Origin of the sequence: Bradyrhizobium sp. TM102 (genome assembly GCF_009176685.1) — a bacterium.
Lineage (GTDB): Bacteria > Pseudomonadota > Alphaproteobacteria > Rhizobiales > Xanthobacteraceae > Bradyrhizobium > Bradyrhizobium ottawaense.
Map to the genome: position 1 here is coordinate 6,273,084 of NZ_AP021855.1, position 26,350 is coordinate 6,299,433.

At 65.6% G+C, this 26,350-nt stretch carries 23 protein-coding genes; 12 read left to right on the forward strand and 11 right to left on the reverse strand.

The window, feature by feature from the left end:
• Window positions 1-1,191 carry an acetate/propionate family kinase gene (locus tag GDN70_RS29780; RefSeq protein ID WP_038972133.1) on the forward strand — a complete coding sequence of 397 codons (1,191 nt, stop codon included), beginning with the start codon at window positions 1-3 and terminating at the stop codon, window positions 1,189-1,191.
• Window positions 1,192-1,377: 186 nt separating this feature from the next.
• Here the strand turns inward: GDN70_RS29780 and GDN70_RS29785 are convergent, their stop codons facing one another.
• Window positions 1,378-2,217 (reverse strand): RMD1 family protein, encoded by an 840-nt coding sequence (locus GDN70_RS29785; protein WP_018323338.1) that lies wholly within the window; start codon window positions 2,215-2,217, stop codon window positions 1,378-1,380.
• A gap of 325 nt (window positions 2,218-2,542) precedes the next feature.
• On the opposite strand from GDN70_RS29785, the gene GDN70_RS29790 reads away from it, so the two are divergent.
• Both GDN70_RS29790 and GDN70_RS29795 read left to right on the forward strand, forming a co-directional pair.
• A complete protein-coding gene (locus GDN70_RS29790) occupies window positions 2,543-3,118 on the forward strand; it encodes a glycosyl transferase (protein ID WP_028141674.1) in 576 nt (191 codons plus the stop codon).
• A 63-nt stretch (window positions 3,119-3,181) separates the two neighbouring features.
• Window positions 3,182-4,141, forward strand: a complete 960-nt coding sequence (locus GDN70_RS29795) for a helix-turn-helix domain-containing GNAT family N-acetyltransferase (protein ID WP_049801738.1) — start codon at window positions 3,182-3,184, stop codon at window positions 4,139-4,141.
• Window positions 4,142-4,326: 185 nt separating this feature from the next.
• Here GDN70_RS29795 and moaB read toward each other — a convergent pair whose 3' ends face one another.
• Window positions 4,327-4,890 carry a molybdenum cofactor biosynthesis protein B gene (gene moaB, locus GDN70_RS29800; RefSeq protein WP_038972136.1) on the reverse strand — a complete coding sequence of 188 codons (564 nt, stop codon included), beginning with the start codon at window positions 4,888-4,890 and terminating at the stop codon, window positions 4,327-4,329.
• A gap of 160 nt (window positions 4,891-5,050) precedes the next feature.
• A complete protein-coding gene (locus GDN70_RS29805; RefSeq protein ID WP_028141677.1) occupies window positions 5,051-5,986 on the reverse strand; it encodes a neutral zinc metallopeptidase in 936 nt (311 codons plus the stop codon).
• A 413-nt stretch (window positions 5,987-6,399) separates the two neighbouring features.
• Here GDN70_RS29805 and GDN70_RS29810 point away from each other — a divergent pair, with 413 nt between their 5' ends.
• From GDN70_RS29810 to GDN70_RS29820, 3 genes are all read left to right on the forward strand, one after another.
• A complete protein-coding gene (locus GDN70_RS29810) occupies window positions 6,400-7,530 on the forward strand; it encodes a site-specific DNA-methyltransferase (protein WP_028141678.1) in 1,131 nt (376 codons plus the stop codon).
• Between the two features lie 187 nt (window positions 7,531-7,717).
• Window positions 7,718-8,044 (forward strand): hypothetical protein, encoded by a 327-nt coding sequence (locus GDN70_RS29815; protein ID WP_028141679.1) that lies wholly within the window; start codon window positions 7,718-7,720, stop codon window positions 8,042-8,044.
• Window positions 8,045-8,168: 124 nt separating this feature from the next.
• Window positions 8,169-8,855: a glutathione S-transferase family protein gene (locus GDN70_RS29820; RefSeq protein WP_038972137.1), complete on the forward strand. Its 687-nt coding sequence runs from the start codon at window positions 8,169-8,171 to the stop codon at window positions 8,853-8,855.
• Between the two features lie 60 nt (window positions 8,856-8,915).
• Here the strand turns inward: GDN70_RS29820 and GDN70_RS29825 are convergent, their stop codons facing one another.
• The 5 genes from GDN70_RS29825 to GDN70_RS29845 form a co-directional block, all read right to left on the reverse strand.
• Window positions 8,916-10,925 carry a methyl-accepting chemotaxis protein gene (locus GDN70_RS29825; RefSeq protein WP_173015889.1) on the reverse strand — a complete coding sequence of 670 codons (2,010 nt, stop codon included), beginning with the start codon at window positions 10,923-10,925 and terminating at the stop codon, window positions 8,916-8,918.
• 254 nt (window positions 10,926-11,179) lie between these two features.
• The gene (locus GDN70_RS29830) at window positions 11,180-13,726 is read right to left on the reverse strand and encodes an HWE histidine kinase domain-containing protein (RefSeq protein ID WP_152103375.1); all 2,547 of its coding nucleotides are present in this window, start codon (window positions 13,724-13,726) and stop codon (window positions 11,180-11,182) included.
• The gene (locus tag GDN70_RS29835; protein WP_152103376.1) at window positions 13,723-14,307 is read right to left on the reverse strand and encodes a biliverdin-producing heme oxygenase; all 585 of its coding nucleotides are present in this window, start codon (window positions 14,305-14,307) and stop codon (window positions 13,723-13,725) included. The genes GDN70_RS29830 and GDN70_RS29835 overlap by 4 nt, the downstream gene beginning before the upstream one ends.
• A gap of 130 nt (window positions 14,308-14,437) precedes the next feature.
• Complete coding sequence (locus GDN70_RS29840) at window positions 14,438-14,605, reverse strand: DUF1127 domain-containing protein (protein WP_152103755.1); 168 nt, start codon at window positions 14,603-14,605, stop codon at window positions 14,438-14,440.
• A gap of 50 nt (window positions 14,606-14,655) precedes the next feature.
• On the reverse strand, window positions 14,656-15,099 hold the full coding sequence (locus tag GDN70_RS29845) for a nuclear transport factor 2 family protein (RefSeq protein ID WP_038972141.1): 444 nt from the start codon (window positions 15,097-15,099) through the stop codon (window positions 14,656-14,658).
• 91 nt (window positions 15,100-15,190) lie between these two features.
• Here GDN70_RS29845 and GDN70_RS29850 point away from each other — a divergent pair, with 91 nt between their 5' ends.
• A complete protein-coding gene (locus GDN70_RS29850; RefSeq protein WP_152103756.1) occupies window positions 15,191-16,108 on the forward strand; it encodes a LysR family transcriptional regulator in 918 nt (305 codons plus the stop codon).
• Window positions 16,109-16,303: 195 nt separating this feature from the next.
• On the opposite strand, the gene GDN70_RS29855 is transcribed toward GDN70_RS29850, so the two are convergent.
• Window positions 16,304-16,924 (reverse strand): glutathione S-transferase family protein, encoded by a 621-nt coding sequence (locus GDN70_RS29855; protein ID WP_152103377.1) that lies wholly within the window; start codon window positions 16,922-16,924, stop codon window positions 16,304-16,306.
• Window positions 16,925-17,050: 126 nt separating this feature from the next.
• Here GDN70_RS29855 and GDN70_RS29860 point away from each other — a divergent pair, with 126 nt between their 5' ends.
• The gene (locus GDN70_RS29860; RefSeq protein ID WP_152103378.1) at window positions 17,051-18,331 is read left to right on the forward strand and encodes a flavin-dependent oxidoreductase; all 1,281 of its coding nucleotides are present in this window, start codon (window positions 17,051-17,053) and stop codon (window positions 18,329-18,331) included.
• A 705-nt stretch (window positions 18,332-19,036) separates the two neighbouring features.
• Window positions 19,037-19,495, forward strand: coding sequence for a hypothetical protein (locus tag GDN70_RS29870; protein WP_028141689.1), 459 nt, complete (start codon window positions 19,037-19,039; stop codon window positions 19,493-19,495).
• 3 nt (window positions 19,496-19,498) lie between these two features.
• On the opposite strand, the gene GDN70_RS29875 is transcribed toward GDN70_RS29870, so the two are convergent.
• Window positions 19,499-19,918, reverse strand: coding sequence for a PaaI family thioesterase (locus GDN70_RS29875; RefSeq protein WP_038948304.1), 420 nt, complete (start codon window positions 19,916-19,918; stop codon window positions 19,499-19,501).
• A gap of 52 nt (window positions 19,919-19,970) precedes the next feature.
• A complete protein-coding gene (mutY, locus tag GDN70_RS29880) occupies window positions 19,971-21,089 on the reverse strand; it encodes an A/G-specific adenine glycosylase (RefSeq protein WP_095426915.1) in 1,119 nt (372 codons plus the stop codon).
• Between the two features lie 198 nt (window positions 21,090-21,287).
• Between mutY and GDN70_RS29885 the strand changes: the two genes are divergently transcribed.
• The 3 genes from GDN70_RS29885 to smc all read left to right on the forward strand — a co-directional run bounded on the left by GDN70_RS29885 (window position 21,288) and on the right by smc (window position 26,258).
• A complete protein-coding gene (locus GDN70_RS29885) occupies window positions 21,288-21,779 on the forward strand; it encodes a DUF721 domain-containing protein (RefSeq protein ID WP_028141692.1) in 492 nt (163 codons plus the stop codon).
• Between the two features lie 140 nt (window positions 21,780-21,919).
• Window positions 21,920-22,576 carry a DsbA family protein gene (locus GDN70_RS29890; RefSeq protein WP_038972146.1) on the forward strand — a complete coding sequence of 219 codons (657 nt, stop codon included), beginning with the start codon at window positions 21,920-21,922 and terminating at the stop codon, window positions 22,574-22,576.
• Between the two features lie 217 nt (window positions 22,577-22,793).
• Window positions 22,794-26,258, forward strand: a complete 3,465-nt coding sequence (gene smc, locus GDN70_RS29895; RefSeq protein WP_028141694.1) for a chromosome segregation protein SMC — start codon at window positions 22,794-22,796, stop codon at window positions 26,256-26,258.
• Window positions 26,259-26,350: the final 92 nt, after the last annotated feature.

A 26,350-nucleotide genomic window follows, 5' to 3' on the forward strand; every position in this document is an offset into this window, starting at 1 on the left:
ATGTCGGACACGGTCCTCGTCCTCAACTCGGGATCGTCGAGCATCAAGTTCGGCCTGTTCGAGATCTCGGCTGTTGAACCCCGCCTGCTCTGCAAGGGACTGCTCGACGAGCACGAGGCAAAACCCCGGCTCGTGGTGAAGAGCCCCGCGGGCGAAGACCTGTTCGAGACATGGAGCGAGGCGCCGGACGCCGACGGCGGCCATCTGTTCGCCGATGTGCTTGCCTTCATCGACGACCGGTTCGGCGGACACCACCTGCGTGCCGTCGGCCATCGCATTGTTCACGGCGGGCCGGATTATTCAGGCCCGGTCGCGCTGACCGACGACGTGATCGGAAAGCTTAAGGCGCTGACGCCGCTGGCGCCGTTGCACCAGCCGCGGTGCCTCGCGCCAATTCGTGCGCTCGCGGCGATTCGACCAGCGCTGAGGCAGATCGCGTGCTTCGATACGGCGTTCCATCACGGCCTGGCGCCGCCGGCGAGCCGCTTCGCCATTCCGAGGCGCTACGAGGAACGTGGCGTCCGACGCTACGGATTTCACGGCCTCTCCTTCGAGTATGTCGCGGGACGCCTCGCCGAGATTGCGCCGGAGCTCATCGCCAAGCGTACCGTCATCGCGCATCTCGGCAACGGCGCCAGCCTGTGCGCGTTGCGCAACGGCCGCAGCGTCGACACCACCATGGGGCTGACGCCGCTCGACGGTCTCGTGATGGGCACACGCTGCGGCACGATCGATCCCGGCGTGCTGCTCTATCTGCAGCAGCACGAAAAGATCTCGATCGAGGATGTCCAGCACCTGCTCTATCACCAGTCGGGCCTGCTCGGCGTCTCCGGCATCTCCGCGGACATGCGCACGCTGCTTGCGAGCGGCGAGGTTGACGCGCGAGACGCGGTCGATCTTTTCACCTTCCGCGCGGCGCAGCAGGTCGCGATGATGGCAACCACGCTTGGCGGCCTCGACTGTCTGGTCTTCACCGGCGGCATCGGCGAGCACGCCAAGGAGATCCGCAGCGCGATCGGCGAACGTCTCGCATGGATGGGCGTGCGCATCGATGCCGCGGCGAATGAGGAGACACGTGAGCGGATCAGCGGTAGCGATAGCGCGGTCGATGTGCTCGTCATTGCAACCAATGAAGAGCTGACGATCGCGCGCCATTGCGCTGCGCTGCTGCAGCAAGGCCATCCCAACTGAAAGAACGTGTCAGTCTCGTAGCGTGGACAAAGCGACTTGTCCGCCGTTGCTCGAAGAGCGAAGGCGGAAGCGTGCCCACCACGTCTGTCAATGTGGCGTCGATGGTGGGCAGGGCGCAAGTGCGCCTTTGCCCACCTACGATTCCTGACTCGTGTGGACAGAAGAGGGCACAATGACACGCACGAACTAATGCGTTCCCGACCATATCTGAAAACACCCGATCGCGACCTCGATCACGATCAGGACCACGACCGCGATCTCCAGGCGGAGCGAGCGCTGGGTGTCGATGATGTCGGTCAGCGCGTTGGCGGTCTCCGACACCGCGGTGAGCTTGCGCTCGAGCGTGTCGAGGCGTTCTTTCAGCTCGTACTCGTCCTCGAGGCGCGAATAGAGCCGGTCGAGCTCGGGCTTCTCCCAGAGCACGTCGGGCTTCTCGGCGATCGCGACGCGCCCGGCGACGCGCTGCTGCACCAGCAGTGCATTGCCGATCAGTTGCAGGATGCCCTTGCGACGGCGCGGCGTGCGTCCGTGCTCGGCGAGCTCCCGCGCAAACGGCTCGATCACATCGAAGACCGCGGCGACGCGGCGCTCGTCGCGCGCGAGCGACGTACTCTTGGCGAGCGCGTCCGCAACAAGCAGCAGCCGGTCGTCGGAGAACTTTGCGAGGCAGATCGGCCCGCCCGGCTGGATCGCTTCAGTGCTTTCATCCTTGCAGAGCTGTGCCTGCGCAATCTCTTCCTCATACGGGCTGAGCTCGCCGATAACCCGCGGCTTCAGGCTGTCGATCAGCACTTTCTCCTCGGACGGGAGCAGCCCGATCAGCACCACGACGCCGTAACGAAAGATCACGGCGAGGCCGGCATGGACACGGAAGGCGGCGGGCGTCGACGAGACCAGCGTGCCGATCTCGAGACCGGCGGCGTTGATGCGATCGCCCAGCATCAGCGCGCGGATCCGCAAGGTCGGCGCAGCCTCCGGCTTCGGCGATGTCGAGGCCGTGCCAACAGCGAGTTGATCGGCGTTCACAGGAAGCCTCCGCCGCCACCAAAGTCACACATGTCCCGTTCGAACCTTTCTTGCAGGGCGCCCCGTCCCTGCAGGAGCCAACTACCCGCGCGCCGCGCAATGTCGCCGTAAAACTCCAGGTCAATCCCCCCGGGACGAGCTTGTGCCGAAACATTCGGCAACATCGCCAACCCGCGCGTGACACATTTGGCTGCGAGGACTGGCTGCAGTTTACCATCGCACGCCGAAGCGCGGCCGGAAAGTTGCACTCGGCAACGCCACGTGTTTATGACAACATCATAACAAGCTACGCTTCTCCCGAAGTGCAGACATTGAAGCCTCAATCATGCTGAGCGTCATCATTCCGACCGAAGGCGTCGAGCAGACCGCGGTGGCGACTCTGGCCGCGCTGGTCCCCGGGGCCGCCGCCGGCGTCATCCGCGAGGTGCTTCTGGTCGACGGCACCCGCAACGGCGTCATCGAGCGGGTTGCCGACGTCGCAGGCTGCCGTTTCGTCGGCTTCGAGGGATCCTCGCAAGGCGCCGCGCTCGCGGCCGGCGCGCTCCAGGCCCGCTCGCCGTGGCTGATGTTCCTGCCCGCAGGCGCCGTGCTCGAAACCGGCTGGATCGAGGAAACCACCCAGTTCATCCAGGCCGTCGCGACCAGCGGACGGGACCGTGCTGCCGTGTTCCGCTATGCACGCTCGCCTTACGCCGATACCGGATTGCGCGACATCCTCCGGGCCGTGGTGCGCAGGGTGATCGGCCCGCTCGGCGATCAGGGCCTTTTGATTGCGCGTGATCATTACGACCGGATCGGCGGCTACCCGCCGCAGGCCCGCCGTTCCGAGGCACGGCTGCTCCGGCGGCTCGGCCGCTCGTCCCGGACCGTGCTGCGCAGCCAGATCGTCATGGTCGGCTGAAGTCACCTGATACTTGCCAAAGTCAAATAATTAATTGACAATGGCAAATATTGAGGTGCCGTCATGCCATCAAGCTCTTCCCCATTACCCCTTGCAATCGAGCAGGTCGCCGACGATCGCATCGCAGCGGTCCGCGCCTTCAACCGCTTCTATACCCGCAAGCTCGGTGTGCTCGACCAGCATCTTGGGAAGAGCCCGTTCTCGCTCAGCGAGGCCCGCGTGCTCTACGAACTCGCGCATCGCGACGAGCTGGCGGCAAAGGAGATCGGAATCGAGCTTGGCCTCGATCCCGGCTATCTCAGCCGCATCGTGCAGAGCTTCGACGAAAAGGGGCTGATCACGCGCAGGCCCCTGCCCGCAGATCGCCGGCAATACCAGCTCAGCCTCACCGCCAAGGGCCGCCAGACCTACGCCAAGCTGAACCTGAGCTCGCAAAACGAGGTCGCCGCAATGCTGGCTCAGCTTTCGGCCAGCGATGCAACGCGGCTCACGCAGGCCATGGCGACCATCGAGGCCCTACTGGAGCAACGTCGAACCCAGCCTGCGGCTTTCATGCTGCGCAGCCATCGCGTTGGCGACATGGGCTGGGTCATCTCCAAGCAGGCCGCCGCCTATGCCGCGGACTACAACTGGGACATCAGCTACGAAGCGCTGGTCGCCGAGATCTGCGCACAGTTCATCAAGAACTACGATGCCGCGCGCGAGCACTGCTGGATCGCGGAAGTGGGCGGCGAGCCCGTCGGCTCGATCTTTCTGGTCAAGGCCACCGACGAGATCGCCAAGCTGCGCCTGTTGCAGGTGGAGAAGAAAGCGCGCGGGCTCGGTGTCGGCCGTGCGCTGGTCGAGCAATGCCTCCAGGGCGCTCGCGAGCGGGGCTACGGCAAGATGACGCTGTGGACGCAGAGCATCCTGGTTGCCGCACGCGGCATCTATCAAAGCGCAGGCTTCAAGCTCGTGAAGCAAGAGAAGCACCACAGCTTCGGTGCCGATCTGGTCGGCGAGACCTGGGAGCGGGATCTGTAGCGCTGTCGCTACAAGTCAGGAATCGTAGGGTGGGCAAAGGCGCATGAGCGCCGTGCCCACGGCCCCTGCGTTGCGGACAGAGATCGTGGGCACGCTTCCGCCGTCGCTCTTCGAGCTATGGCGGACAAGTCGCTTTGCCCACCCTTGTACTGATGATGCGGAACCCCCCCGAGAACGATCCGCCCTTACACCGTCGCGCCTTGCGCCTTCGGCCTTCGCAGATGCTCGTCCAGCCGCGGCATGATCTCAACGAAATTGCACGGGCGCGTGCGGTAGTCGAGCTGAGTGGCAAGGATGCCGTCCCAGCCATCGCGGCAGGCGCCGGGCGAGCCCGGCAGGCAGAAGATGTAGGTCGCGCCCGCGACGCCGGCGGTGGCGCGGCTCTGGATCGTCGATGTCCCGATCTTGGCGTGGCTCAGCATGTGGAAGGCGATGGAAAAACCGTCCATGCGCTTCTCGAACAGCGGCTCGATCGCCTCCGGCGTGACGTCGCGTCCGGTGAAGCCGGTGCCGCCGGTCGTGATGACGACGTCGATGCCGCTATCTGCGATCCAGCGGCGAACGACGGCGCGGATCGCCTCGACATCGTCGGTGACGATCTCGCGCGCGGCGAGACGATGGCCGGCCGCAGCTAGGCGGTCGGCAAGCGTCTGGCCGGACTTGTCATCCGCGAGCGCACGGGTGTCGGACACGGTGAGCACCGCGATGTCGAGCGGGATGAACTGTTTTGCTTCGTCGATGGAGGCCATGATGCGTCTCTCGTGTCCCGGACTAGGTGCGGCGCAACAGCGCCGCGCCGCAGAGCCGGGACCCATTTAGAGGCTTGGGAGACCGGCGGTGTGGGCCCCGGCTCTGCAGCGCACCGCTGAAGTAGCGCTGCGCTGCGTCCGGGGCACGGCAGCGAGACTACTACGTCCCGCCGCCGAACGTGTTGCAGGCCTGGACCGTGCCCTGCTGGTAGCCGGTCATGAACCACTGCTTGCGTTGCGCCGCCGAGCCGTGGGTGAAGGAGTCAGGCACGACGCGTCCCGTGGCCTGGCGCTGCAGCGTATCGTCGCCGATCGCGCTCGCCGTGGTCAGCGCGGCGTCGATGTCGCCGGCTTCCAGGAAGTTCGGACGCTTCTTCGACTCGCGATTGACCCAGACGCCGGACAGGCAATCGGCCTGCAATTCCACCTTCACCTGGAGCGCGTTGGCCTCCGCCTTCGAGCCCGCCTGCTGCTGCAGCCGCGTCACGCGCGGAATGATGCCGAGGAGGTTCTGGATGTGATGGCCGGCTTCGTGCGCGATGATGTAGGCGGTGGTGAAGTTGCAGGCGGACTTGCCGGAGCAGCCGCGGAAGCGCGTCTCGACCTCGCGGAAGAACGAGGTGTCGAGGAAGATGGTACGATCCGGCGGACAATAGAACGGCCCCATCGCCGACTCTGCCCGGCCGCAGCGGCCGCCATTGGTGACGTTGCGGAACAGCACGACCTTCGGCCCGGTGTAGGACTGGCCCGAGGCCTGGAAGATCTCGCTCCAGCGGTCGTCGATCTCGCCGAGAATGCCGGAGATCATGCTGCCCATCTCGTCGGTCGGGGCACCGCGCTTGGCGGTCGAAGACGACTGGCGATCGGTCTGGTAGCTCGGCGCCTGGCCGCCGCCGGTGAGGATCTCGGCGCCGCCGATCAGGATGCGCGGATCGATGCCGAAGGCGTAGCCGACCAGGCCGAGCACGATGATGGTGCCGATGCCGAGCCCGCCGCCGCCCATCGGAAGGCCGAACCCGCCTCCGCCACCGCCGCCTCCACCATCGTCGCGACGATCCTCGATGTCGTCGCTGCGGCGGAAATCATCGTAGCGCATGGCGGGTTTCCCTCAGTCCTCGATTGGCATCATTTGGGCGCAGAAGCGCGAAAGCTCAACGCGCCACACACGTAAAATTTCCGTTGCTTTTATCAATATCCCGCTCGGCAATTATTGCCTAGTGCGACAGCATGCCGATGCCAGCAATTTTTTCCGAGGGTCGAGCAATTTTTTCCGAGAGAAATTTGGCGCCTTTTTAGAGCCATGATCGCTCCCGCAACGCGACGAAACGCGAAATACACTGCAAAACACGGCGAGTGCGCGCAGTGAACCGCACGCGGGGAGCGATGCGAGGCCTGCTCACGAAAGCGGCGGGTTAAGTCGATTTTTACTTTGCCGCTTCATTGTAACGGTCAGTCGGTTGTTTGGTCCCGCGTCGCCGACAGCGTCGCCTGAGTCAGAGTTCTTGAGTCATGGTAGTGTCGCGTCGCGGGGCGTCTGCAAGGGCGCCCCGCACAAATTTTGAGTCCGCTTCGCACAGCATCATCCTCGGTGATTGCGTCGCCGAGATGTCGAAGCTTCAGGCTGGTTCGGTCGACCTCGTGTTCGCCGATCCGCCCTACAATCTCCAGCTCAAGGGCGATCTCAAGCGCCCCGACGAATCCCATGTCGACGCCGTCGACGACGACTGGGACAAGTTCGATTCGTTCTCCGCCTATGACGATTTCACCCGCGCCTGGCTGCTTGCCGCCCGCCGCGCGATGAAGCCGTCGGCGACGATATGGGTGATCGGCTCCTATCACAACATCTTCCGCGTCGGCGCGATCATGCAGGACCTCGGCTTCTGGCTCCTGAACGACATCGTCTGGCGCAAGTCGAACCCGATGCCGAATTTCCGCGGCCGCCGCTTCACCAACGCGCACGAGACCATGATCTGGGCCGCGCGCGACGAAAAGGCCAAGGGCTACACGTTCAATTACGAGGCGCTGAAGGCCGCGAACGAGGACGTGCAGGCACGTTCCGACTGGCTGATCCCGCTTTGCACCGGCGAGGAGCGCCTCAAGGGCGCCGACGGCAAGAAAGTGCATCCGACGCAGAAGCCGGAAGGCCTGCTCGCGCGCGTGCTGCTGTCCTCGTCCAAGCCCGGCGATCTCGTGATCGATCCCTTCAACGGCACGGGCACCACCGGCGCCGTGGCCAAACGCCTCGGCCGCTCCTATATCGGTTTCGAGCGCGACAAGACGTATGCCAAGGCTGCCGAAGCCCGCATCGCCGCGGTCGAGCCGCTGCCGGAAGCAAGCCTTGCCCCGTTCATGACCGCGCGCGAAGCGCCGCGGGTCGCGTTCTCCGAACTGATCGAGCGCGGCATGATCATGCCCGGCACGAAGCTGTTCGACGCCAAGAAGAAGCTCGGCGCGCTGGTCCGTGCCGACGGCGCCATCATGTTCGGCGACAAGGTCGGCTCGATCCACCGCATCGGCGCGGTGGCGCAGGGCGCCCAGGCCTGCAACGGCTGGACCTTCTGGCACATCGAGACCAAGAAGGGCCTCAAGCTGATCGACGAGCTCCGCGCCGAAATCCGCGCCGGCATGGCGGCGGAGTGATCCTCTCCGCCGTCATTCCGGGGCTCGCGAAGCGAGAACCCGGAATCCACCCAACCACAGCACATGCGGCCCAATGGATTCCGGGCTCGCGCAAGAGGCGCGCCCCGGAATGACAGCAGTGGTGGTTGAAAGCCGCCCCCGCCAGGACTAGATTCGCCCGATCAGCCCCGTCCTGACGGTGGGCCCCATGCGACGACAGTCCGAGACATTGCTGCTGGTGCCGCTGCTGCCGATCTTCCTGCTCGGCATGTTTCCGATGTTCCTGATAGCCCTGCTCGGATTCTTCGGCCTCGCGCTGTTCGGCGTGCTCGTGATCTCTGTCGGGCTCGCCAGCAGCAACGAGGCGCACGACAATTTCAATCACGACGTCATCGTTCACGGCTACGCGCGCGGATCGGAGCGCGCGGCGCGGGCCTCCGACATGCATCTGGCCACGCGGCTCGGGCTGCGGCTGGAAGCGGTCGGCGCCGCGATGGTCGTTACGGCGGCAATCGGCCTTTGTTACGCCGGCTGATCTGCGTGGCGCGCAGATACCGCCCGGCAAACTCGCCGGTTGCCCTCCCGCAACGGGTTCGGGCAAGACAGGCCGCACGGCAATGACGCTGCGTCCGCGCCTTGCAAAAACACTGGGGAGATCGATGCTCAAATTCTATTTCAACGGATCGCCGAACCCGACCAAGGTCGCGCTTTATCTGGAGGAGTCCGACCTGCCCTTCGAGCCGGTGAAGATCGACACCCGCAAAGGCGAGCAGTTCACGGCCGAATTCCTCGAGATCAATCCGAATGCCAAGGTCCCGGCGATCGACGATGACGGCACCATCGTGTTCGACAGCAACGCCATCCTGCTCTATCTCGCCGAGAAGACCGGCAAGTTCCTGCCCGCCGCGAGCGTGCGCGGCGAGACGCTGTCATGGCTGATGTTCATCGCAACCGGCGTCGGGCCGTATTCGGGTCAGGCCGTGCACTTCAAGCATTTTGCGCCAAAGGACCAGAACCACGATTACGCCCATAACCGCTACCAGTACGAGACGGATCGCCACTACAAGGTTCTCGACGGTCACCTCAAAGGGCGCGGCTACATGGTTGGCGACAGCTATTCCATCGTCGACATGGCGCTGTGGGGCTGGGCGCGGATGCTGCCGTTCAAGCTCGGCAACGACGCCTTCGCGCGCTACCCCAACGTGAAGCGGCTGGTCGACGAGATCTCGGCGCGGCCGGCGGCGGCACGCGCGATCGCGCTGAAGGACAAGTTCAGCTTCAAGGCCGAGATGGACGACGAGGCACGCGCCAACATGTTCAAGCACATGGCGACCAAGGTCGCCTGATCGCACCGCGCCGTTCTTTTTCAGGCCACGCGCATGCGCGTGGCCTTTTGCGTTTGAGATTCAGGCGGCGTGGACCGAGTTCAGGAACTTGGCCACTTCGAGCTTGAGGCGGTTGCTGTCGGCCGACAGCGAGCGCGCCGCCGACAGCACCTGCGATGAGGCCGATCCGGTTTCGGAGGCGCCACGCTGCACGTCGCCGATGTTGGACGACACCCTCTGCGTGCCATGGGCCGCCTGCTGGACGTTGCGGGAAATCTCCTGCGTCGCCGCGCCCTGCTGCTCCACGGCGGCCGCGACCGTCGACGAAATCTCCGACAGCCGCTCGATGGTGCCGCTGATCTCCCTGATCGAGCCGACAGATTCCTCCGTCGCGGCCTGGATGCCGGAGACCTGCTGGGCGATCTCGCCGGTGGCCTTCGCCGTCTGCTCGGCGAGCGCCTTGACCTCGGAGGCGACCACGGCAAAGCCGCGGCCGGCTTCACCCGCGCGCGCCGCCTCGATGGTGGCGTTCAGCGCCAGGAGGTTGGTCTGGCCGGCGATGGTGCTGATCAGCTCGACCACGTCGCCGATCCGCGCGGCGGCCTTGGAGAGCGCGCCGACGCGGTCATTGGTCCTGCTCGCCTGACCGACGGCCTCGACCGCGATACGGGCGGATTCCTGCACCTGGCGGGCGATCTCCGACACCGAGGAGGAGAGCTCCTCGGTCGCCGAGGCAACCGCCTGCACATTGGCCGAGGCCTCCTGCGAGGCGCTGGCGACCTCCGTTGACAGGTCCTGGGCCCGCGAGGCGGTCGTGGTCAAGGTGCCGGCGGAGGCTTCGAGCTCGTTCGATGCCGACGACACGGTGTTCACGATCTCGCCGACCGCCTGCTCGAACTGATCGGCGAGCCTGACCATGTCCTTTTTGCGGCTTTCCGCCTGCCGCGCCTCGACCTCGGTCTGCTCGGCGCGCAGTCGCTCGGTCTCGACCATATTGTCCTTGAACACCTGGATCGCCTTGGCCATGTCGCCGATCTCGTCGGCCTTGCCGCGGCCGGGGATCTCGACCTCGAGATTGCCGCCCGCGATCAGCCCCATCGCGCGCGTCATCGAGGCCAGCGGACCGACGATGCCGCGGGCGATCAGGAAGGCGACGATGCAGCCGAACAGGACGGCGAGGCCACCGGCGATCTCCTGAATGGTCGTGGTGCCCGCGATCACGGCTTCGGCGGTCGTACGCGATTCCTGATAGTCCTTCTTCAGGGTCGCTTCCGCGGCCTTGAGCCTGCCGACGCTGTCGACGATGAGGGGCGCGAGGCTCTTGTGGTAGATCTCGTCGGCCTGAAGCATCGCGGCGGAGGTCGTCTCGAACGCCGATTTGTAGATTCCGAGCGAGGTCTTCACCGGCGCGAGCGTGGAGCGCAATTCCGCCGCCTGCGGGCTCTTTTCGAGAGCCGCGAGCCGCTGCGCCGCCCTATCTACGCTCGCCCTGAAATTCGCGGGTCCCTGCGCGTCGCGCAGCGCCAGGAAACGCCAGTTCGCGACCCGAACAAGGAGGATCCTGGATTCGAGGTCGGCGACGAGGGCCGCGGTGTCTTCGTCGACGGCGGCGCGCGCCGCATCGACCAGCTTGCCCATCTTGACGGCCAGCTCCTCGCCGCTCGGCAGCAACGTCGCCTTGCCCGTTCTCGCCTCGTTGACGGCGTCGCCGAGATTGTCACGCAGGCGTCGCATCTTGGCAATGTCGTCGATGAGGCCGTTGTAGAGCGCTCGTCGATCCTCCGAGAGCGTCCCCTTGGCGCCGACCCGCAACAGCTCGGTCGCCGCGGTTTCCCGCTCTTGCGCCTCCTTCATCGCGGGCTCGTTGGCGTCGTAGACGTAACGCAGATTGGCCCGCTGGATCGCCTGAAGCTGGGTCGATATCTCCAAAACCCGCGCCGTGCTGTCCGAAAGTGCGGATTGTCTTGCGACCTGATCCTGCACCGCCCGCAAATTCCAGACGGCAACCACCGCCATCACGAGACCAACCACCACCAAGGCCATGAAGCCTGCGTACAGGCGTCCCCTGATCCGCAAACGAAACTTCGGCATTCCCACTGTCCACCCAGATGCATTTCACTTCGAGCGGCCGAACAATTTCACGACCACCCTGGCAGCCGCGCGTCTTTGCGACCCACGCTGCACTGCGACACAATGGGGGACACTCGTTAATTGAACCTTCAAATTTTTCGCGCGATCTGGATCTGCGGGCGCGAAAACTGCTGCTTTTGTCAGCAGCTATGCAAAGTTCGCGTACGAATCCCGAGCGGGATGCGCAGAGCTGCATGCGTTCACAGGACGAACGACTATTGGGCGCCAGCCTGCTGCAATTTGCCGAGCGCGTGCTCGACCACTTCCAGCGTGTACGGCTTCTGAACCACCGGCGCCGAGGCCAGATCCACCGGAAGCGGCGCGCGCTCGCCATAGCCGGTTGCGAAGATGAAGGGCACGCCGATCTCCTTCAGCTTCTGCGCCACCTTGATGCTGCTCTCGCTGCCGAGGTTGAGATCGAGCAGGGCAAAGCTCGGCCGGGTCCGCTCGATCGAGCGCAGCGCCTGGTCGACGGTCGCGGCGGTGTCGACATGACGCGCGCCGAGATCGAGCAGGATGACCTCCGCCGCCATTGCGATGATCAGATTGTCCTCGACGATCAGCGCGGTCTCGGAGATCCGGGGTCGGCTGGACTGCTGTTCCTCAAGACGCATGGCGGCTCCTGCTATCGACGGCACCAGCTCGACGAAATTGGGGGGAATGACGAACGTCGCCTGCACGCCCAGAAGGTCGAAGCGGATTTCGGCATCGCCCTTGAGATCGAACGGCACCGAGCGCTCGATGATCGTGGTGCCGAAGCCACGCCGCGACGGTGGCTGCACCGGTGGGCCGCCGCTTTCCTTCCATTCGATCACGAGGCTCGACGAGGGATCGAGGCGCCAGACTACCTCCACGCTGCCGGTGGAATCGGCGAGCGCGCCGTATTTGGCGGAATTGGTCATCATCTCGTGGACAACGAGGGCCAGCGTGGCGAACGCCTTGGGATCGAGCGCGACGTCCGGCCCGCCCATCTTCACCCGGCCTGCGCGCGCCCCCAGATAGGCGCCGGCTTCGGATTCGAGGAGGGTCCGCAGCGCCACCGGCGCCCAGTTCAGGTTGGTGATCTGGTCATGGGCGCGGGCCAGCGCCTGGATGCGACCGCCGAGAACGCTCGCAAACTCCTCCACGCTCATCGCCGTGTCCTTGCTCTGCGCCACCAGCGCGCGGACCAGGCTCAGGATGTTGCGGACGCGGTGATTGAGCTCGGCGATCATCAGCTCCTGCCGCTCCTGCGCGCCGCGGCGCTCGCGCGCGGCGAGGTCGGACAATTGCAGGATCACTTCCAGCAGTGTGACGCGCAGACTCTCGGCGATGCGGATGTCCGCTGCCGACCACGGTTTCGACTGGCCCGCCACGGTCTCCTGCCAGAGCTCGAAGCTCTTGCGCGGCGTCAGGCGCGGCCCGTTCGGACCTTCGTCATAGATCTTGTCGGGAGCGCCGGCCCAGTTCACCGCCCGCGTGACCTCGCGCCGGAAGAAGATCAGGCAGTCGCGCGGGGTCCGTGAGATCGGAATGGCGAGAAAACCCGCCGCGCGGTCGCGAAAAGCCTGGCCAGCGGCATAGACCTTGGCGATCTCGGCGCTGGCGAAGATCCGGCCCGGCGAGGTCCGGTTGATGAAGGCGACGAGGTCCTTCACCTCGTCTTCGGTCGGCGTGTCTCCCTCGAGCGCGATCTTGTTTTCGGACCAGACCGCGACGCCGTCGCAGTCGATCATCTTGCGGTAATCGCCGAGAAAGTCGACGATCGCGCGGCGGCTGTGGTCGTGCGAAGCAGCGATCTCGATCAAGCGCTCCTGGACCTGGTGGGCCCGCGCCTCATAGGCGACATCGCCCTCGCGCTCGCGTCCCTCGACGATCCAGGAAAACATCTGCCCGAACAGCTCGGAGGCCGTACGCTTGTCGAACGAAATGTACCGCGGCGAATAATGATGACAGGCGAACAGACCCCACAGCTTGCCATCGCGCAGGATCGATACCGACATCGAGGCGGCCACCCCCATGTTGCGCAGATATTCGATATGGATCGGCGAGACCGAGCGCAGCACGCTCATCGAAAGGTCGAGCAATCCCGCATTGTGCGTGGCGGTCGACATCAGGGCAGCCGACCTGGCGTTGACGTCGGCAATGATGCGCAGCCAGTTGCGCTGGTAGAGGGCGCGCGCCTGCCTTGGGATATCCGATGCAGGATAACGCAGGCCGAGGAAGGATTCGAGCCCTGCTTCCGCGGTCTCGGCGATCACCTCGCCCGATCCGTCCGGGTGAAACTGGTAGACCATGACGCGATCGAATCCGGTCAGCACCTTGAGCTGACGCGCGGCCTCCCGCGCGAGCTCGGTCATGCCGCGCGTCTTGCGGATCCGTTCGAGCATCAGGCGGACGAGCTCGCCGGAATTGACGCCGGGCTCGTGGACGCTCGGCTCCGCCTCGACGATGAGGTAGACGCCGGAGAAATGGATCGAGAGATCGTAAAGCGGTTTGCCGGCCTGGAGCTCGACGCCGAACAGGCGCTCGGTCGCATCCGGCCCACTCAAATAGTCGACGCGACCGCGGATGGTCTCGACAGCGGCTTCGGAGATGGCGCTCGTCAACGGCTGCTGGAGCAGATCGGCGACGTCGCTTCCGAGAAAGCTGCCGACATTGTCCGAGGCCATGCAGATCGTGAAATCCGAGAGCACAGCGAGCATGAAGCCAAACGGCTGCACGCTGCCGGGAATGTGGATCGGCTCGCGATCGCAATTGGTGAGATTGACCGCCTCGTTCATGCCCGCTCCGCCGCCCGCTCGAACGCGGCGAAGGCAACCCGCGCCGCCGCGATCACCTCGACCTCGTCGCAGGCCTCTTCGCCTTGAAGCTTCGACAGGAAACTCTGCCACAGGCGCTTGCCGGCACCATGGCTGAGATAGCTGGTGGCCTCCGTCATGCGCAGGTCGGCGGCCTCCGCGACCTCTTTCAGCAGGAATCTTGCCCCGAGCCGAGAGCCCTCCAGCACGTACATCGTACCGAGCATGCCGCTGGGCGTCAGCGGCGGCACGGATACGGTGGATTGCGCGGCGCTGCCGAGCCGCCCGAGATCAGCCGCGATCGCGGCACTGCGCGACCGCTCCGGCCAGTCCGGAAATATCCTGGCGACGCCTGCCGCGACGAGCGCGGCCTCGAGCGGAAGAAGCGCGCCGGCGCTGGCTTGAAGAAAGCGGCGATAGCCCGCCAAGACGGTGAGATCGAACGACGAAAGTTGCGCATCGAGCTCCCGGTGCGCAGCCGCAGTCGCATCTCTCAGTCGCTCACGAAGTCCAGGGAAGCCAGGGTTCACCTGTGTCGAGACGTCCGAAACCCCAGCCAGCATGAAATTCCCACACGCGCGCAATGCCGGGGGCGCGATTGCCCCGGAAGCGAAGGAAACGCCGGCGGAATCCGAAGGTTCCGCCGGCACTGGAATATCTGGAGAGGCGCGGGCCGTACCCTCGACTCTTTATTTATTTCCGCCGGCGGGGCCTGTGGAGCTCGTACGCGATCTCCGCCCTGGTCATCCCGCAGTCCAGAAGCTCCCGCTCGCTCATGGCGGCGAGTTGATCCCGGGCCCGGGACCGTTCGCGCCTGATACGGACCGTTTCGACCAGCGCCCGCCACGCCCGCACGACCATCGCCGGCTCCGCCCGATGAAACCCGCCGGCGGACGCGACGCGCAATCCACTCAGCTCCCAGCCCTCACCGGCGCCTGCGGAAAAGAACCGAGCGCCCGCTCGGTCAGGATCGAGTCGCAGTACTCGCGTATCTCCTTGATCTTGCCGTCCTCGAGACGAAACACCAGGCAATAGTCATTGTCGTAGCGCACGCCTTCGGGCGTGACGTTGTCGCCCTTTGCCTCCACGACGACCACATCGCCGTCGGCGATGAAGCGGTGAGCGACCGTGCGCGTGCGGTCGCGCAGGCGGGTGCGCACATAGCCGTGCAAATCGTTGAGGATCGACTCCTTGCCTGAGAAGGTGCGCGACCAGGAATACTGGCCGGTCACGACCCATTTGGCGTCTTCGGCAAGGCTTGCAGCGAACAGGGCTCGATCGCGCGCGTTCGGATCGGGATTGGCGGCGGCGGCGAAAATATCCTGCATCAGTTTCTTGTTGGCGATCGCATTCATGGCGGCATCTCCGTTTGGTGGGAACGCGGAGATGATCGCCGCAGCATCAGAATTCTTCAAATCGATAGAGAATATGATATCTATTCGCCTGATGAATTTGAATTCGCTTGACCTCAACCTGCTGACCGCGCTCGACGCCCTGCTGCGCGAGGCCAGCGTGAGCCGCGCCGCGCTGCGGATGGGCCTGTCGCAGCCGGCGGCCAGCCACGCGCTACAGCGCCTGCGCGACATTCTCGGCGATCCGCTGCTGGTGCGCACGGGCGCGCGGATGGAGCTGACGCCGCGGGCGCAGGCCCTGCGCGCGCCGCTGGCGCAGGCGCTCGATCAGGTACGCGGGCTGTTCGTGCCTGATGACTTCGACGCCGCACGCAGCGAGCGGCAATTCCGCCTGATGATGCCGGATCTCGCAGTCGAACTGCTGATGCCGCCGCTGATGGAGAAGGTGACGCGGGCCGCGCCCAACGTCCGCATCGACATCGTGCCATGGCGGGGATCGGCGATTTTCCACGCCGAGTTCGCCCGCACCATCGACCTCGTGATCTCGATCGGCAACGCCTTCAAGGGCTTTCACCGCCAGCTGCTCTACGTCGACAGCGACGCGCTGGCGGTGCGGCGCGGCCACCCCTTGGCGGCGAAGCTGAAGCGGCGCGAGACGTTCCTGGGCGCGCGCCATGTCGGCGTGATCATCCGAGGCAGCAACGAGGATCTGATCGACACCTGGCTGCGCGCCAAGGGCATCGAGCGGCACATCTCGCTGGTCGTGTCAGGCTATCTCGAAGCGCTGCACGTCGCTGCCCGCACCGATCTCGTCGCCTTCGTGCCGCGCCGGCTGATCGCGGCACTGTCAAAACAGCTCGGCCTCGTCACCGTGACGCCACCGCTCGACCCCGGGATCGACGAGCAGTTCATGTTCTACCCGACCCGCGCCCAGATGGACCCCGGCTCGATCTGGCTGCGCCGACTGATGCTGCAGACGGGGCGGGAGCTGGAGAAGCGGAAGGCTGGGTAGGATGCTGCTTCACCAAACACGGTGTCGTCCCGGACAAGCGCAGCGAAGCGGAGCGCCGATCCGGGACCCATAACCACAGGATGCGGTTTGGCGAAGACTGCTCGTTCGGGATTGCTACCGATCGCAATCGATAGATTCCGCGGTATGGGTCCCGGGTCTGCGCTTGCGCTTGCCCGGGACGACACCGCGTATTTGTCACGCCTTCTGCGCGTCCATCACCTTGCGCACAGCGGGGCGGTCAGACATCCGCTTGAAATGCTCGGCGATCTTCGGGGTCGCGTTGATGTCGACGCTGTCGCCTTCGAGCCAGGTCGAGAGGGTGTAGAGATACGGATCGCAGATCGTGAACTGATCGCCCATCACCCAGGGCCCCCGAAACATCTTCTGCTCGATCAGGGCGAAGCAGGCGGCCATGGTCTTCGGGACCATCGCCTTCATGTCGGCGAACGAGCTCTCCTGCGTCGCCCAGCGCGGACCGCGCATCTTGTGGGCATGATTGATGTGCACGGTCGAGCAGAGGTAGGAGTTGAACGACTGCACCTGGGCGAAGTCGAAGGGATCATCGAGCGGCGCGAGCTTCGCCTTGGGGAAGGTCTGCGCGAGATAGGCCAGCATCGCCGGCGTCTCGGTGAGGATGCCGCGATCCGTCACCAGCGCCGGCACACGCCCCTTCGGGTTGATCTTGAGATAGTCCGGGCTGTTCTGCTGGTTGTCCTTGAAGCTCAGCCGCTCGGCCGCGTAGTCGGCGCCGGCCTCCTCCAGGGTGATGTAGGTGGCGAGCGCGCAGGTGCCGGTGGCGTAGTAGAGCTTGAGCATGTCGGACCTCATGGGAAAGCCCGAGGTTAACGGCCCTCCGCCGCCCCGTCCATAGGGGACCTCTTCGCAGTTGCCCACCGCCGCCCGGCTGTGCGAAGACGCCGTCAATCGGAGGGGGATTTTGTCATGACCGTACTCATCGCCGGTGGCGGCATCGGCGGGCTGACGCTTGCGCTCAGCCTGCACCAGATCGGCGTTCCCGCAAAAGTCTTCGAAAGCGTCGCGGAACTGAAGCCGCTCGGCGTCGGCATCAACGTGCTGCCGCATGCGGTGCGCGAGCTGATCGAGCTCGGGCTGATGGACAGACTGGACGCCAGCGGGGTGCGGACGCGCGAGCTCGCCTATTTCTCCAAGCACGGCAAGCCGATCTGGAGCGAGCCTCGCGGGCTGGAGGCCGGCTACAAATGGCCGCAATTCTCGATCCATCGCGGCACGCTGCAAGAGCTCCTGCTCGACACCGCGATCGAGCGGCTCGGCCGCGACAACATCCTCACCAGCCACCATCTGACCGGCTGGACCGAGACGGCAGATGGCGTGCGCGCCGACTTCATCGACCGGGCAACCGGCAAGGCCGCCGGGACTTACGACGGCGCGATCCTGATCGCCGCCGACGGCATCCATTCCGCCGCGCGCGAAAAGCTGTATCCCAATGAAGGTCCGCCGATCTGGAACGGCCGCATCCTCTGGCGCGGCGTCACGCCTTCCAAGGCCTTCCTGACCGGCCGCACCATGATCATGGCCGGCCATGAGATCCTGAAATTCGTCTGCTATCCGATCAGCAAGGCGCCGGACGCGGCGGGCAACCATCTGATCAACTGGGTCGCCGAGCGCCACATGCCGCCGACCTATCAGTGGCGGCGCGAGGACTATAACCGCACCGCGCGGCTGGAGGAGTTCCTGCCCTGGTTCGAGAGCTGGCAGTTCGACTGGCTTGACGTGCCCGGCCTGATCAAGAACTGCCCGCACGCCTATGAATATCCGCTGGTCGACCGCGATCCGGTCTCGCAATGGACCTTCGGCAAGGTCACGCTAATGGGCGATGCCGCGCATCCGATGTACCCGATCGGCTCGAACGGCGCCTCGCAGGCCATCCTCGATGCCCGCACCATCACCCGCGAGATTCTCGCGCATGGACCGACGACCGCGGCGCTGCTCGCCTATGAGGCCGAGCGCCGCCCCGCGACCACCGACCTCGTCCTGCTCAACCGCAAGAACGGACCCGAGCAGGTCATGCAACTGGTCGAAGAGCGCGCGCCCGACGGCTTTGAGGTCGTCACCGACGTGCTGTCGCAGAAGGAACTGGAAGACATCGCCGCCAACTACAAGCGCGTTGCGGGCTTCCAGGTCGAGGCGCTGAACGCGAAGCCGCCGATCGTTAGTGGAGATGCGAAGCGAGCGAGCGCCTGAAGGCGGGGCGGTAAGAGTTGTCCAACCGCCCCGCCTCCGTCACGGCCCATCAATATCCATACTGTCCGGAACACACCCAATTGCCGTAGGCATCGTAGCAACGGTTGTTGTAGTAGCCGTATGCACCAGCCGCCGCCGCTCCGATTCCTACTGCCGCGGCTCCGTATGCCGCTCCCCGGTAGACGCCTCTACGCGCCGCAGTACGTGCGACGGGGTACCCTGCTATCGGCCGGGAGACGTGAGCGCGGCCGCCGTAGCGACCAGCGTGAACGGCACCGCCTCTGTAATGCGCGCCTCCTCCGTGAAATCCCCCTCCCCGATAGGCACCACCTCCTCCGCGGCCGCCGCGGGCGAGTGCGTCATCGGGAACAAGGCTTGCGCCGACAAGAGCGGCTGCGGCCAAGCCAACCAGAGCATATCGAAACATGGGCGTCCTCCCGTCATTGGAGTGCCGGTTCTATCCGCAGGGTGATGCCGTCAACGGGACAGGCACTTGCCCCCATCATTTGGCGCGCCGTGCACGTCCAATTGACCTAGATCAACGCCTGTCTGTTTCAAAGACCCGGGATGGTCCAGCACTTTCAGGCCGAGGCTGAAGACCATGAGCGGCCGCAACCGCCCGCTGGTGCGCTTCGATCTAAGCCAATCCTTGGATGCGAGAGAAATTTGTTCATTCGATAGACGCGAATAACCGAGGCTGCGATCATGAAGTTCCGGGCGGGGTTGCTTGCGGCGGCTATTTTGCTGGCCGAAATGCACGCAAGTCATGCGGCGATACGGATCGCCGGCGATCGTGGCGGGCTAATCGACACCTATGTTGACAGATATGAACGCCTGCGCACTTCCGGAGAGACCGTCATCATCGATGGACTTTGTGCCTCATCGTGCACCATCGTTCTCGGTGCAGTTGCCGCTGACAAAATCTGTGTGACCTCGAAGGCCGCTCTCGGCTTCCACGCTGCTTGGGATTTCGGTCGGAAGGGAAGGACGATTACCGACCCTGACGCCACCAATTACCTATACTCCATGTATCCCGGGCCGGTGCAGCGTTGGATCGCGGCGCGCGGCGGGTTGAGGCCGCAACTCATCTTGCTGCGCGGCAAAGCACTTCGGGCGCTGTATAAGCCTTGCGCGCAGCACTCCGCGACACGGCCCCGACGGTAACGACTACCGCACCACCCTTGCCGCTTCCAGCAACCGCTCGGTCGCGCTTGCCGTTGCCAGCACCGTGCCGTTCTCCGCCATCAGCTTGGCCTCGACGAACGCAATCGTCTTGCCGAGCTGCGTCACCGTCGCCTCCCCGATGATCGGACCGGGCTTGGCGGGGCTGAGGAAATTCACGGTCATGCTGATGGTGGTGGTATAGAGCCGGCCCTCGCTCATCACCAGCACGGCCGGGCCCATGGTGTCGTCGAGCATGGCCGAGAGCATGCCGCCCTGGATGAAGCCCGCGGGATTGCAGAACTCCGGCTTGCCCTCGAAGCCGAGCTTGATCCAGCCCTCCTCGGGGCGGGCATCGAGCAGGCGCCATCCCAACAGCTCCGCACAGGGTGGCCTGGGAAAATTGTCGAGCGCGGTCTTGACCATTGGCAGCCTCCGTTTCGCACCCCGATAGCGTAGCGCTGCTGCCAGCGTGCTGTCAGGAGGACGAGCCCGCTGAAAGGTTGAGCGCGTGCGCAATGACCTTGCGCATGACATTGGGCAGCGCCTCGTCCGCAAGGGTGGCGAGCGGCACCCAGCGCATGCCCTCGGGCGCACGGGTGCGGGCTGCGGCCTTCGCCGTGTAGACCACCAGCTCCAGCGGAAAATGTGTGAAGACGTGGGTGACGACGCCCATTTTGCGCTGCCAGCGCGACAGCCCCTTCAGCGCCGGCGCCTGCAGCTTCGCCGCCGCGTCGTCCTGGCCGGCGAGCCAGTCCGAGCCGGGCACTTCGGTCATGCCGCCGAGCAGGCCCTTTTCGGGCCGGCCGCGGACCAGCAGATCCTCGCCGCGTGTGACGACGAAGGCCGCTCCGCGCCGCAACGTTCCGCTCTTCTTCGGCGCCTTGCGCGGAAAGGTCTCCTGCGTGCCTTGGAGGCGCGCCGTGCAATCCTCGTTCAGCGGACACAGCGAGCAGGCCGGCTTTTTCGGCGTGCAGATCGAAGCGCCGAGATCCATCAGCGCCTGCGCGCTGTCGCCGGCGCGGGAGTTTGCAAGCAGCGTCGCCGCTAGTTGCTGGATCAGAGGTTTCGCCTGCGGGAGCTGATCTTCAACTGCAAAGAGCCGCGACACCACGCGCTCGATATTGCCGTCGACCGGCATGGTGTGGCGATCGAAGGCGATCGCCGCGATCGCCGCCGCCGTGTACGGCCCGATGCCCGGCAGCGCACGCAGCCTCTCCTCGGTGTCGGGAAAGATGCCGCCATGCTCGCGCGTCACCGCGACCGCGCAGGCGTACAGGTTACGCGCGCGCGAGTAATAGCCTAGCCCGGCCCACATCCGCAGCACATCATCCTGCGAGGCCCGTCCGAGCGCAGTGACATCCGGCCAGCGCGCGACGAATTTTTCGAAATAGGGCCCGACCGCCTTCACCGTGGTCTGCTGCAGCATGATCTCCGACAGCCAGACGCGGTATGGGTCCGACGTCTCGCCGGGCGCGGCACGCCAGGGCAACCGGCGGCGGTGGCGGTCGTACCAAGCAAGCAACGCCACCGGGCGTGATGATGTCTCCGGCTGAGAAGGTTCCGGCTTCGGCTTACGGACGGATCTGGAACTCATTCCTGCACTGTAACGGCAATGCACCGGCCTCTCTACGTCATGCCCGCGCTCGTCGCGGGCATCCACGCCTTTCTTCGAGGGAAGAACGGGATGGCCGGGACATAGGCGAGCGGAAGCGACGCCGTCCTTCGGACGGCTAGGCCCGGCCATGACGCGCCGCGGGTCTGTGGCCCGCCCGCCGAAGTGCTATAAGGACCCATGTCCAAATTCCCTCCCAAACCCGGTCCGATCAGCGCCAAGCCGCTGGGCATCCTGCTCAACGACGTCTTTGCCGAGGCCTATGCCAAGCAGGGCTTTGCGGCGCGCGAGCTGGTGACGCGGTGGGCGCAGATTGCAGGTCCCGAGATCGCGGCCCATGCCGAGCCGCTGAAGATGCAATGGCCGCGCCCGGTGGAGGGCCAGCCGCAGGAGCCCGCGACCCTGGTGCTGCGGGTCGAGGGGCCGATGGCGCTGGAGATCCAGCATTCCGCGGACGTGATCCTGGAGCGCGTCAACCGCTTCTTCGGCTGGAGCGCGGTCGGCAAGCTCGCCTTCCGCCAGGCTCCACTGTCGCGCCCGCGTCGACCGGTCCGGCCCGGCCCGCCCGATCCCAAATCGGTGGCCAAGGTGGCGGAGAGCCTGGGCGATATCGAAGATGAACAACTGAAGACGGCGCTGGCGCGGCTGGGGGCCGCCATCAAGCGAAATTGAGCCTTATTTCGCGGCCAATCTGGACCCGTCTCTACCGCTCGCCATTGCCTCAAGCTACGTTTCAAGCTAGCGACAGGCCGCCCGGGCGGGAACCTCATAGACCCCCTGGGGCGACATTTTTGCCAATTCGGGAGCCGACCTTGATCATCACCCGCCGCGCCTTCACCACGATGCTGTCGCTGACCGGGCTTGCCGCGCTCGCCGGGCTGTCGCCGCTGCGGTTCATCTCGGAGGCCGCGGCTCAGTCCGCCGCCGACGTCACCAAGCCCGTGTCACTGCCCGACATGGCGCTCGGCCCGAACGATGCCGCCGTCACCATCACCGAATACGCCTCGATGACCTGCCCGCACTGTGCCGCCTTCAACGAGCAGGTGTTCCCGAAGATCAAGAAGGAATACATCGACACCGGCAAGGTGCGTTACATCTTCCGCGAGTTCCCGCTCGACATCAAAGCCGCCGCCGGCTCGATGCTGTCGCGCTGCATCGCCAATGGTGATGGGCCGAAATACTTCGCCGTCACCGACATGCTGTTTCGCCAGCAGAACGACTGGGTGGTGAAGAACACCACCGAGACCCTGACGCGGATCGGCAAGCAGGCCGGCCTCACCCAGCAGCAGGTCGAGGCCTGCCTGAAGGACCAGGCGCTGCTCGACAAGATCGCCGCCGACCAGAAATATGCCAGCGACGTTCTGAAGGTGGATTCGACGCCGACCTTCTTCATCAACGGCGAGAAGATCAAGGGTGAGGCCTCGTTCGAGGAATTCGCCAAGAAGATCAATCCGCTGCTGAAGAGCTGATTCGCTCGTCAAGATTCTGATTCGCATCTCGAAATCCGTATCTTTCCCGGCATAAATCCCTTGGGAAAAGCGGCTTTGGCCGGTTGCCCTCGCGGGGCACCGCGGCCATTGTCCAGCCGCATGAGGCGCCTCGCGCGACTCACCCGGATAGCGACACTGTCTTCCATGGTAGTGTCCCGGCAGGGGGATTCGCGCCTGCCAACAGAGATGCGTGCTTATGAAAATCACCCGCCTGCGCCTTCACGGTTTCAAGTCCTTCGTTGAGCCCACGGACTTCGTCATCGAGCCCGGCCTGACCGGCGTGGTTGGCCCCAACGGCTGCGGCAAGTCGAATCTCGTCGAAGCGCTGCGCTGGGCGATGGGTGAGACCTCGTACAAGTCGCTGCGCGCCGCCGACATGGACGCGGTGATCTTCGCAGGCTCCGGCAACCGTCCCGCGCGCAACCACGCCGAAGTGACGATGACGATCGACAATGCCGATCGCACCGCGCCGGCGGCGATGAACGACAGCCAGCTGCTCGAAATCTCCCGCCGCATCGAGCGCGAGGCGGGGTCGGTCTATCGCATCAACGGCCGCGACGTGCGCGCCCGCGACGTGCAGATCCTGTTTGCGGATGCCGCCACCGGCGCGCGTTCGCCGGCTCTCGTCCACCAAGGCAAGATCGGCGAGATCATCCAGGCCAAGCCCGAGCAGCGCCGTCGCGTGCTGGAAGACGCTGCCGGCGTCGCCGGTCTGCACGCCCGCCGCCACGAGGCCGAGCTGCGGCTGAAGGCGGCCGAAACCAACCTCACCCGCGTCGAGGACGTGATCGGCCAGCTCGCAGGACAAATGGAAGGCCTGAAGAAGCAGGCCCGCCAGGCCGTGCGCTACCGCGAGGTCGCGGCCAAGGTCCGCAAGGCCGAAGCAACCCTGTTCCACCTGCGCTGGGTCGGCGCGCATGCCGACGTCAACGAATCCGGCCAGACCCACGATCTCGCGGTGCGCGAGATGGCCGAGCGCACCCAGCACCAGGCCGAAGCCGCCCGCATCCAGGCGATCCGCGCCGCCGAAATGCCGGCGCTACGCGATGCCGAGGCGCGCGCCGCCGCAGGCTTGCAGCGCCTGACCAATGCTCGCGAGCTGCTCGACCGCGAGGAGGAGCGCGCCAAGGAGCGCGTCGCCGAGCTCGAGCGCCGCCTTGCCCAGTTCGAAGGCGATATCTCCCGCGCCCAGCAGCAGACCATGGACGCCGACGTCGCGCTGCAGCGGCTCGACACCGAAGATTCCGAGCTGAAGGAAGAGATCAAGTCGCGCGTCGAGAAGCGCTCCGGTGTCGACGAGCGCGTCGGCGAAGCCGAGGCGGTGTTGACCGAAACCGAACAGCAGTTCGCGGAGCTCACCACAGCGCTGGCCGACCTCACCGCCAAGCGCAACCAGCTCGAAGCCAACGTCCGCACCCACCGCGACAAGCTGGCCCGGCTCGACCAGGAGATCGCGAACGTCGCTGCGGAAGAGCAGAAGCTTGCCGCCGAGACTGGCGGCTTTGGCGATCTCGACGAGCTGACCGCGACGGTCGAGACCGCGGAGCAGACGCTGGCCGCCTCGGAAGCCGCGGCGCAAGCGAGCGAAGCCGCCCACGTCGCGGCACGCCAGACGCTGGAATCCTCGCGCTCGCCGCTGGTCGAGGCCGACAAGCGCGCACAGCGGCTCGAAACCGAGGCGCGCACGATCTCCAAGATCCTCAACGGCGAGACCAAGAATCTGTGGCCGCCGATCATCGACGGCATCACCGTCGACAAGGGCTTTGAAAAGGCCATCGGCGCCGCGCTCGGCGACGATCTCGATGCCCCGATCGACCCGTCGGCGCCGATGCGCTGGACCAATGTCGGACACACCGACGGCGATCCGGAGCTGCCGGAAGGCGCCGTGCCGCTCGCCAATCATGTGCAGGCGCCGGCCGAGCTGACGCGCCGTCTGGCCCAGATCGGCGTGGTTCCGCGCGAGCGCGGTGCCGAGCTGGTCTCGCAGCTCAAGACCGGCCAGCGGCTGGTCTCGCCCGAGGGCGACGTCTGGCGCTGGGACGGCTTTGTCGCGGCGGCGCATGCGCCGACCGGTGCAGCCCGCCGCCTCGCCGAGCGCGCCCGTCTCGTCGACATCGAGAACGAGCTGGAGCAGGCCCGCATCGACGCGCAGATCAAGCGTCAGGCGCTGGAGAACGCCGAGTCCGAGCTGCAGATGGCCGCGAGCACCGAAGGCGCCAGCCGCGAAGCCTGGCGCGCCGCGCAGCGCGAGCTCAACGTCGCGCGTGAACGCCATGCCACCGCCGAGCGCGAGATCAGCCGCCACGCCGCGCGCAAGGCGACGCTGTCGGAAGCGCACAGCCGTCTCGCCGCCGACCGCGCCGAGGCCGAGGCCGCCTACGAATACGCAGAAGCCGGCATCTCCGAGCTGCCGTCGAGCGAGGATACCGAGACTCGTCTGGCCGCGGTCCGCAGCGACATCGAAGGCCATCGTCGCATGGCCGCGCAGGTCCGCGCCGAGGCGCAGGCGCTGGCGCGCGAGGCCGAGCTTGCCGACCGCCGCGTCCAGGCGATCCTCGCCGAGCGCACCGAGTGGGCGAACCGCAAGGAGAGCGCGGCCTCTCATATCGACACCATCCAGGCCCGCATTGCCGAACTCACGATCGAGCGCAGCGATCTCGAAAACGCGCCGCAAGTGTTCGCCGAGAAGCGCAGCGCGCTGATCACCGAGATCGAATATGCCGAGAACGACCGCCGCATGGCCGCCGACGCGCTCGCCACCGCGGAAAGCGCGATGGCGGAGACCGATCGCGTCGCCAAGCTGACGCTCGAAGCCCTCTCCAGCTCGCGCGAGGCCACCGCCCGCGCCGAGGAGCGCATGGAGGGCGCGCGGCGCCGTCTCGAGGACATCGAACGCGAGATCCGCGACATGCTTGAGGTCGAGCCGCAGGCCGTCGCCGGCCTCGCCGAGATCGAGCCCGGCGCGGAGCTGCCGCCGCTGCACGACATCGAGGAAGACCTCGAAAAGATGCGCCGCGACCGCGAGCGCCTAGGGGCCGTCAACCTCCGCGCTGAAGAAGAGCTGCGCGAGGTCGAGACCCAGCACACGGGTCTGGTCACCGAGCGCGACGACCTCGTCGAAGCCATCAAGCGGCTGCGCCAGGGCATCCAGAGCCTCAACAAGGAAGCGCGCGAGCGTCTCCTGACCTCGTTCGAGGTCGTCAACAACCACTTCAAGCGCCTGTTCGTCGAGCTGTTCGGCGGCGGCGAGGCCGCGCTGCACCTGATCGAGAGCGACGACCCGCTGGAAGCCGGCCTCGAAATCATCGCCAAGCCGCCGGGCAAGAAGCCGCAGACGCTGTCGCTGCTGTCGGGCGGCGAGCAGGCGCTGACCGCGATGGCGCTGATCTTCGCGGTGTTCCTCACTAACCCTTCGCCGATCTGCGTGCTGGACGAAGTCGACGCGCCGCTCGACGACCACAACGTCGAACGGTACTGCAACCTCCTCCACGAAATGACCGGCTCGACCGACACGCGCTTCATCATCATCACGCACAATCCGATCACGATGGCGCGGATGAACCGGCTGTTCGGCGTCACCATGGCCGAGCGCGGCGTGTCGCAGCTGGTGTCGGTCAGCCTGTCAGAGGCTGTGGACATTCTCGACCAGAACGTGGCTTGAGAAGATTGACCGTCATTCCGGGGCGATGCGCAGCATCGAGCCCGGAATCTCGAACCACAATCTCTGGATTCCGGGTTCGCGCTTCGCGCGCC

Bases quoted from the DNA above. Each gene is read 5' to 3' on its own strand.
- GDN70_RS29780 (WP_038972133.1), top strand. From the start codon at position 1: ATGTCGGACACGGTCCTCGTCCTCAACTCGGGATCGTCGAGCATCAAG.
- GDN70_RS29790 (WP_028141674.1), top strand. From the start codon at position 2,543: ATGCTGAGCGTCATCATTCCGACCGAAGGCGTCGAGCAGACCGCGGTG.
- GDN70_RS29795 (WP_049801738.1), top strand. From the start codon at position 3,182: ATGCCATCAAGCTCTTCCCCATTACCCCTTGCAATCGAGCAGGTCGCC.
- moaB (WP_038972136.1), bottom strand. From the start codon at position 4,890: ATGGCCTCCATCGACGAAGCAAAACAGTTCATCCCGCTCGACATCGCG.
- GDN70_RS29805 (WP_028141677.1), bottom strand. From the start codon at position 5,986: ATGCGCTACGATGATTTCCGCCGCAGCGACGACATCGAGGATCGTCGC.
- GDN70_RS29810 (WP_028141678.1), top strand. From the start codon at position 6,400: ATGGTAGTGTCGCGTCGCGGGGCGTCTGCAAGGGCGCCCCGCACAAAT.
- GDN70_RS29815 (WP_028141679.1), top strand. From the start codon at position 7,718: ATGCGACGACAGTCCGAGACATTGCTGCTGGTGCCGCTGCTGCCGATC.
- GDN70_RS29820 (WP_038972137.1), top strand. From the start codon at position 8,169: ATGCTCAAATTCTATTTCAACGGATCGCCGAACCCGACCAAGGTCGCG.
- GDN70_RS29825 (WP_173015889.1), bottom strand. From the start codon at position 10,925: ATGCCGAAGTTTCGTTTGCGGATCAGGGGACGCCTGTACGCAGGCTTC.
- GDN70_RS29830 (WP_152103375.1), bottom strand. From the start codon at position 13,726: ATGAACGAGGCGGTCAATCTCACCAATTGCGATCGCGAGCCGATCCAC.
- GDN70_RS29835 (WP_152103376.1), bottom strand. From the start codon at position 14,307: ATGCTGGCTGGGGTTTCGGACGTCTCGACACAGGTGAACCCTGGCTTC.
- GDN70_RS29840 (WP_152103755.1), bottom strand. From the start codon at position 14,605: ATGGTCGTGCGGGCGTGGCGGGCGCTGGTCGAAACGGTCCGTATCAGG.
- GDN70_RS29845 (WP_038972141.1), bottom strand. From the start codon at position 15,099: ATGAATGCGATCGCCAACAAGAAACTGATGCAGGATATTTTCGCCGCC.
- GDN70_RS29850 (WP_152103756.1), top strand. From the start codon at position 15,191: ATGAATTTGAATTCGCTTGACCTCAACCTGCTGACCGCGCTCGACGCC.
- GDN70_RS29855 (WP_152103377.1), bottom strand. From the start codon at position 16,924: ATGCTCAAGCTCTACTACGCCACCGGCACCTGCGCGCTCGCCACCTAC.
- GDN70_RS29860 (WP_152103378.1), top strand. From the start codon at position 17,051: ATGACCGTACTCATCGCCGGTGGCGGCATCGGCGGGCTGACGCTTGCG.
- GDN70_RS29870 (WP_028141689.1), top strand. From the start codon at position 19,037: ATGAAGTTCCGGGCGGGGTTGCTTGCGGCGGCTATTTTGCTGGCCGAA.
- GDN70_RS29875 (WP_038948304.1), bottom strand. From the start codon at position 19,918: ATGGTCAAGACCGCGCTCGACAATTTTCCCAGGCCACCCTGTGCGGAG.
- mutY (WP_095426915.1), bottom strand. From the start codon at position 21,089: ATGAGTTCCAGATCCGTCCGTAAGCCGAAGCCGGAACCTTCTCAGCCG.
- GDN70_RS29885 (WP_028141692.1), top strand. From the start codon at position 21,288: ATGTCCAAATTCCCTCCCAAACCCGGTCCGATCAGCGCCAAGCCGCTG.
- smc (WP_028141694.1), top strand. From the start codon at position 22,794: ATGAAAATCACCCGCCTGCGCCTTCACGGTTTCAAGTCCTTCGTTGAG.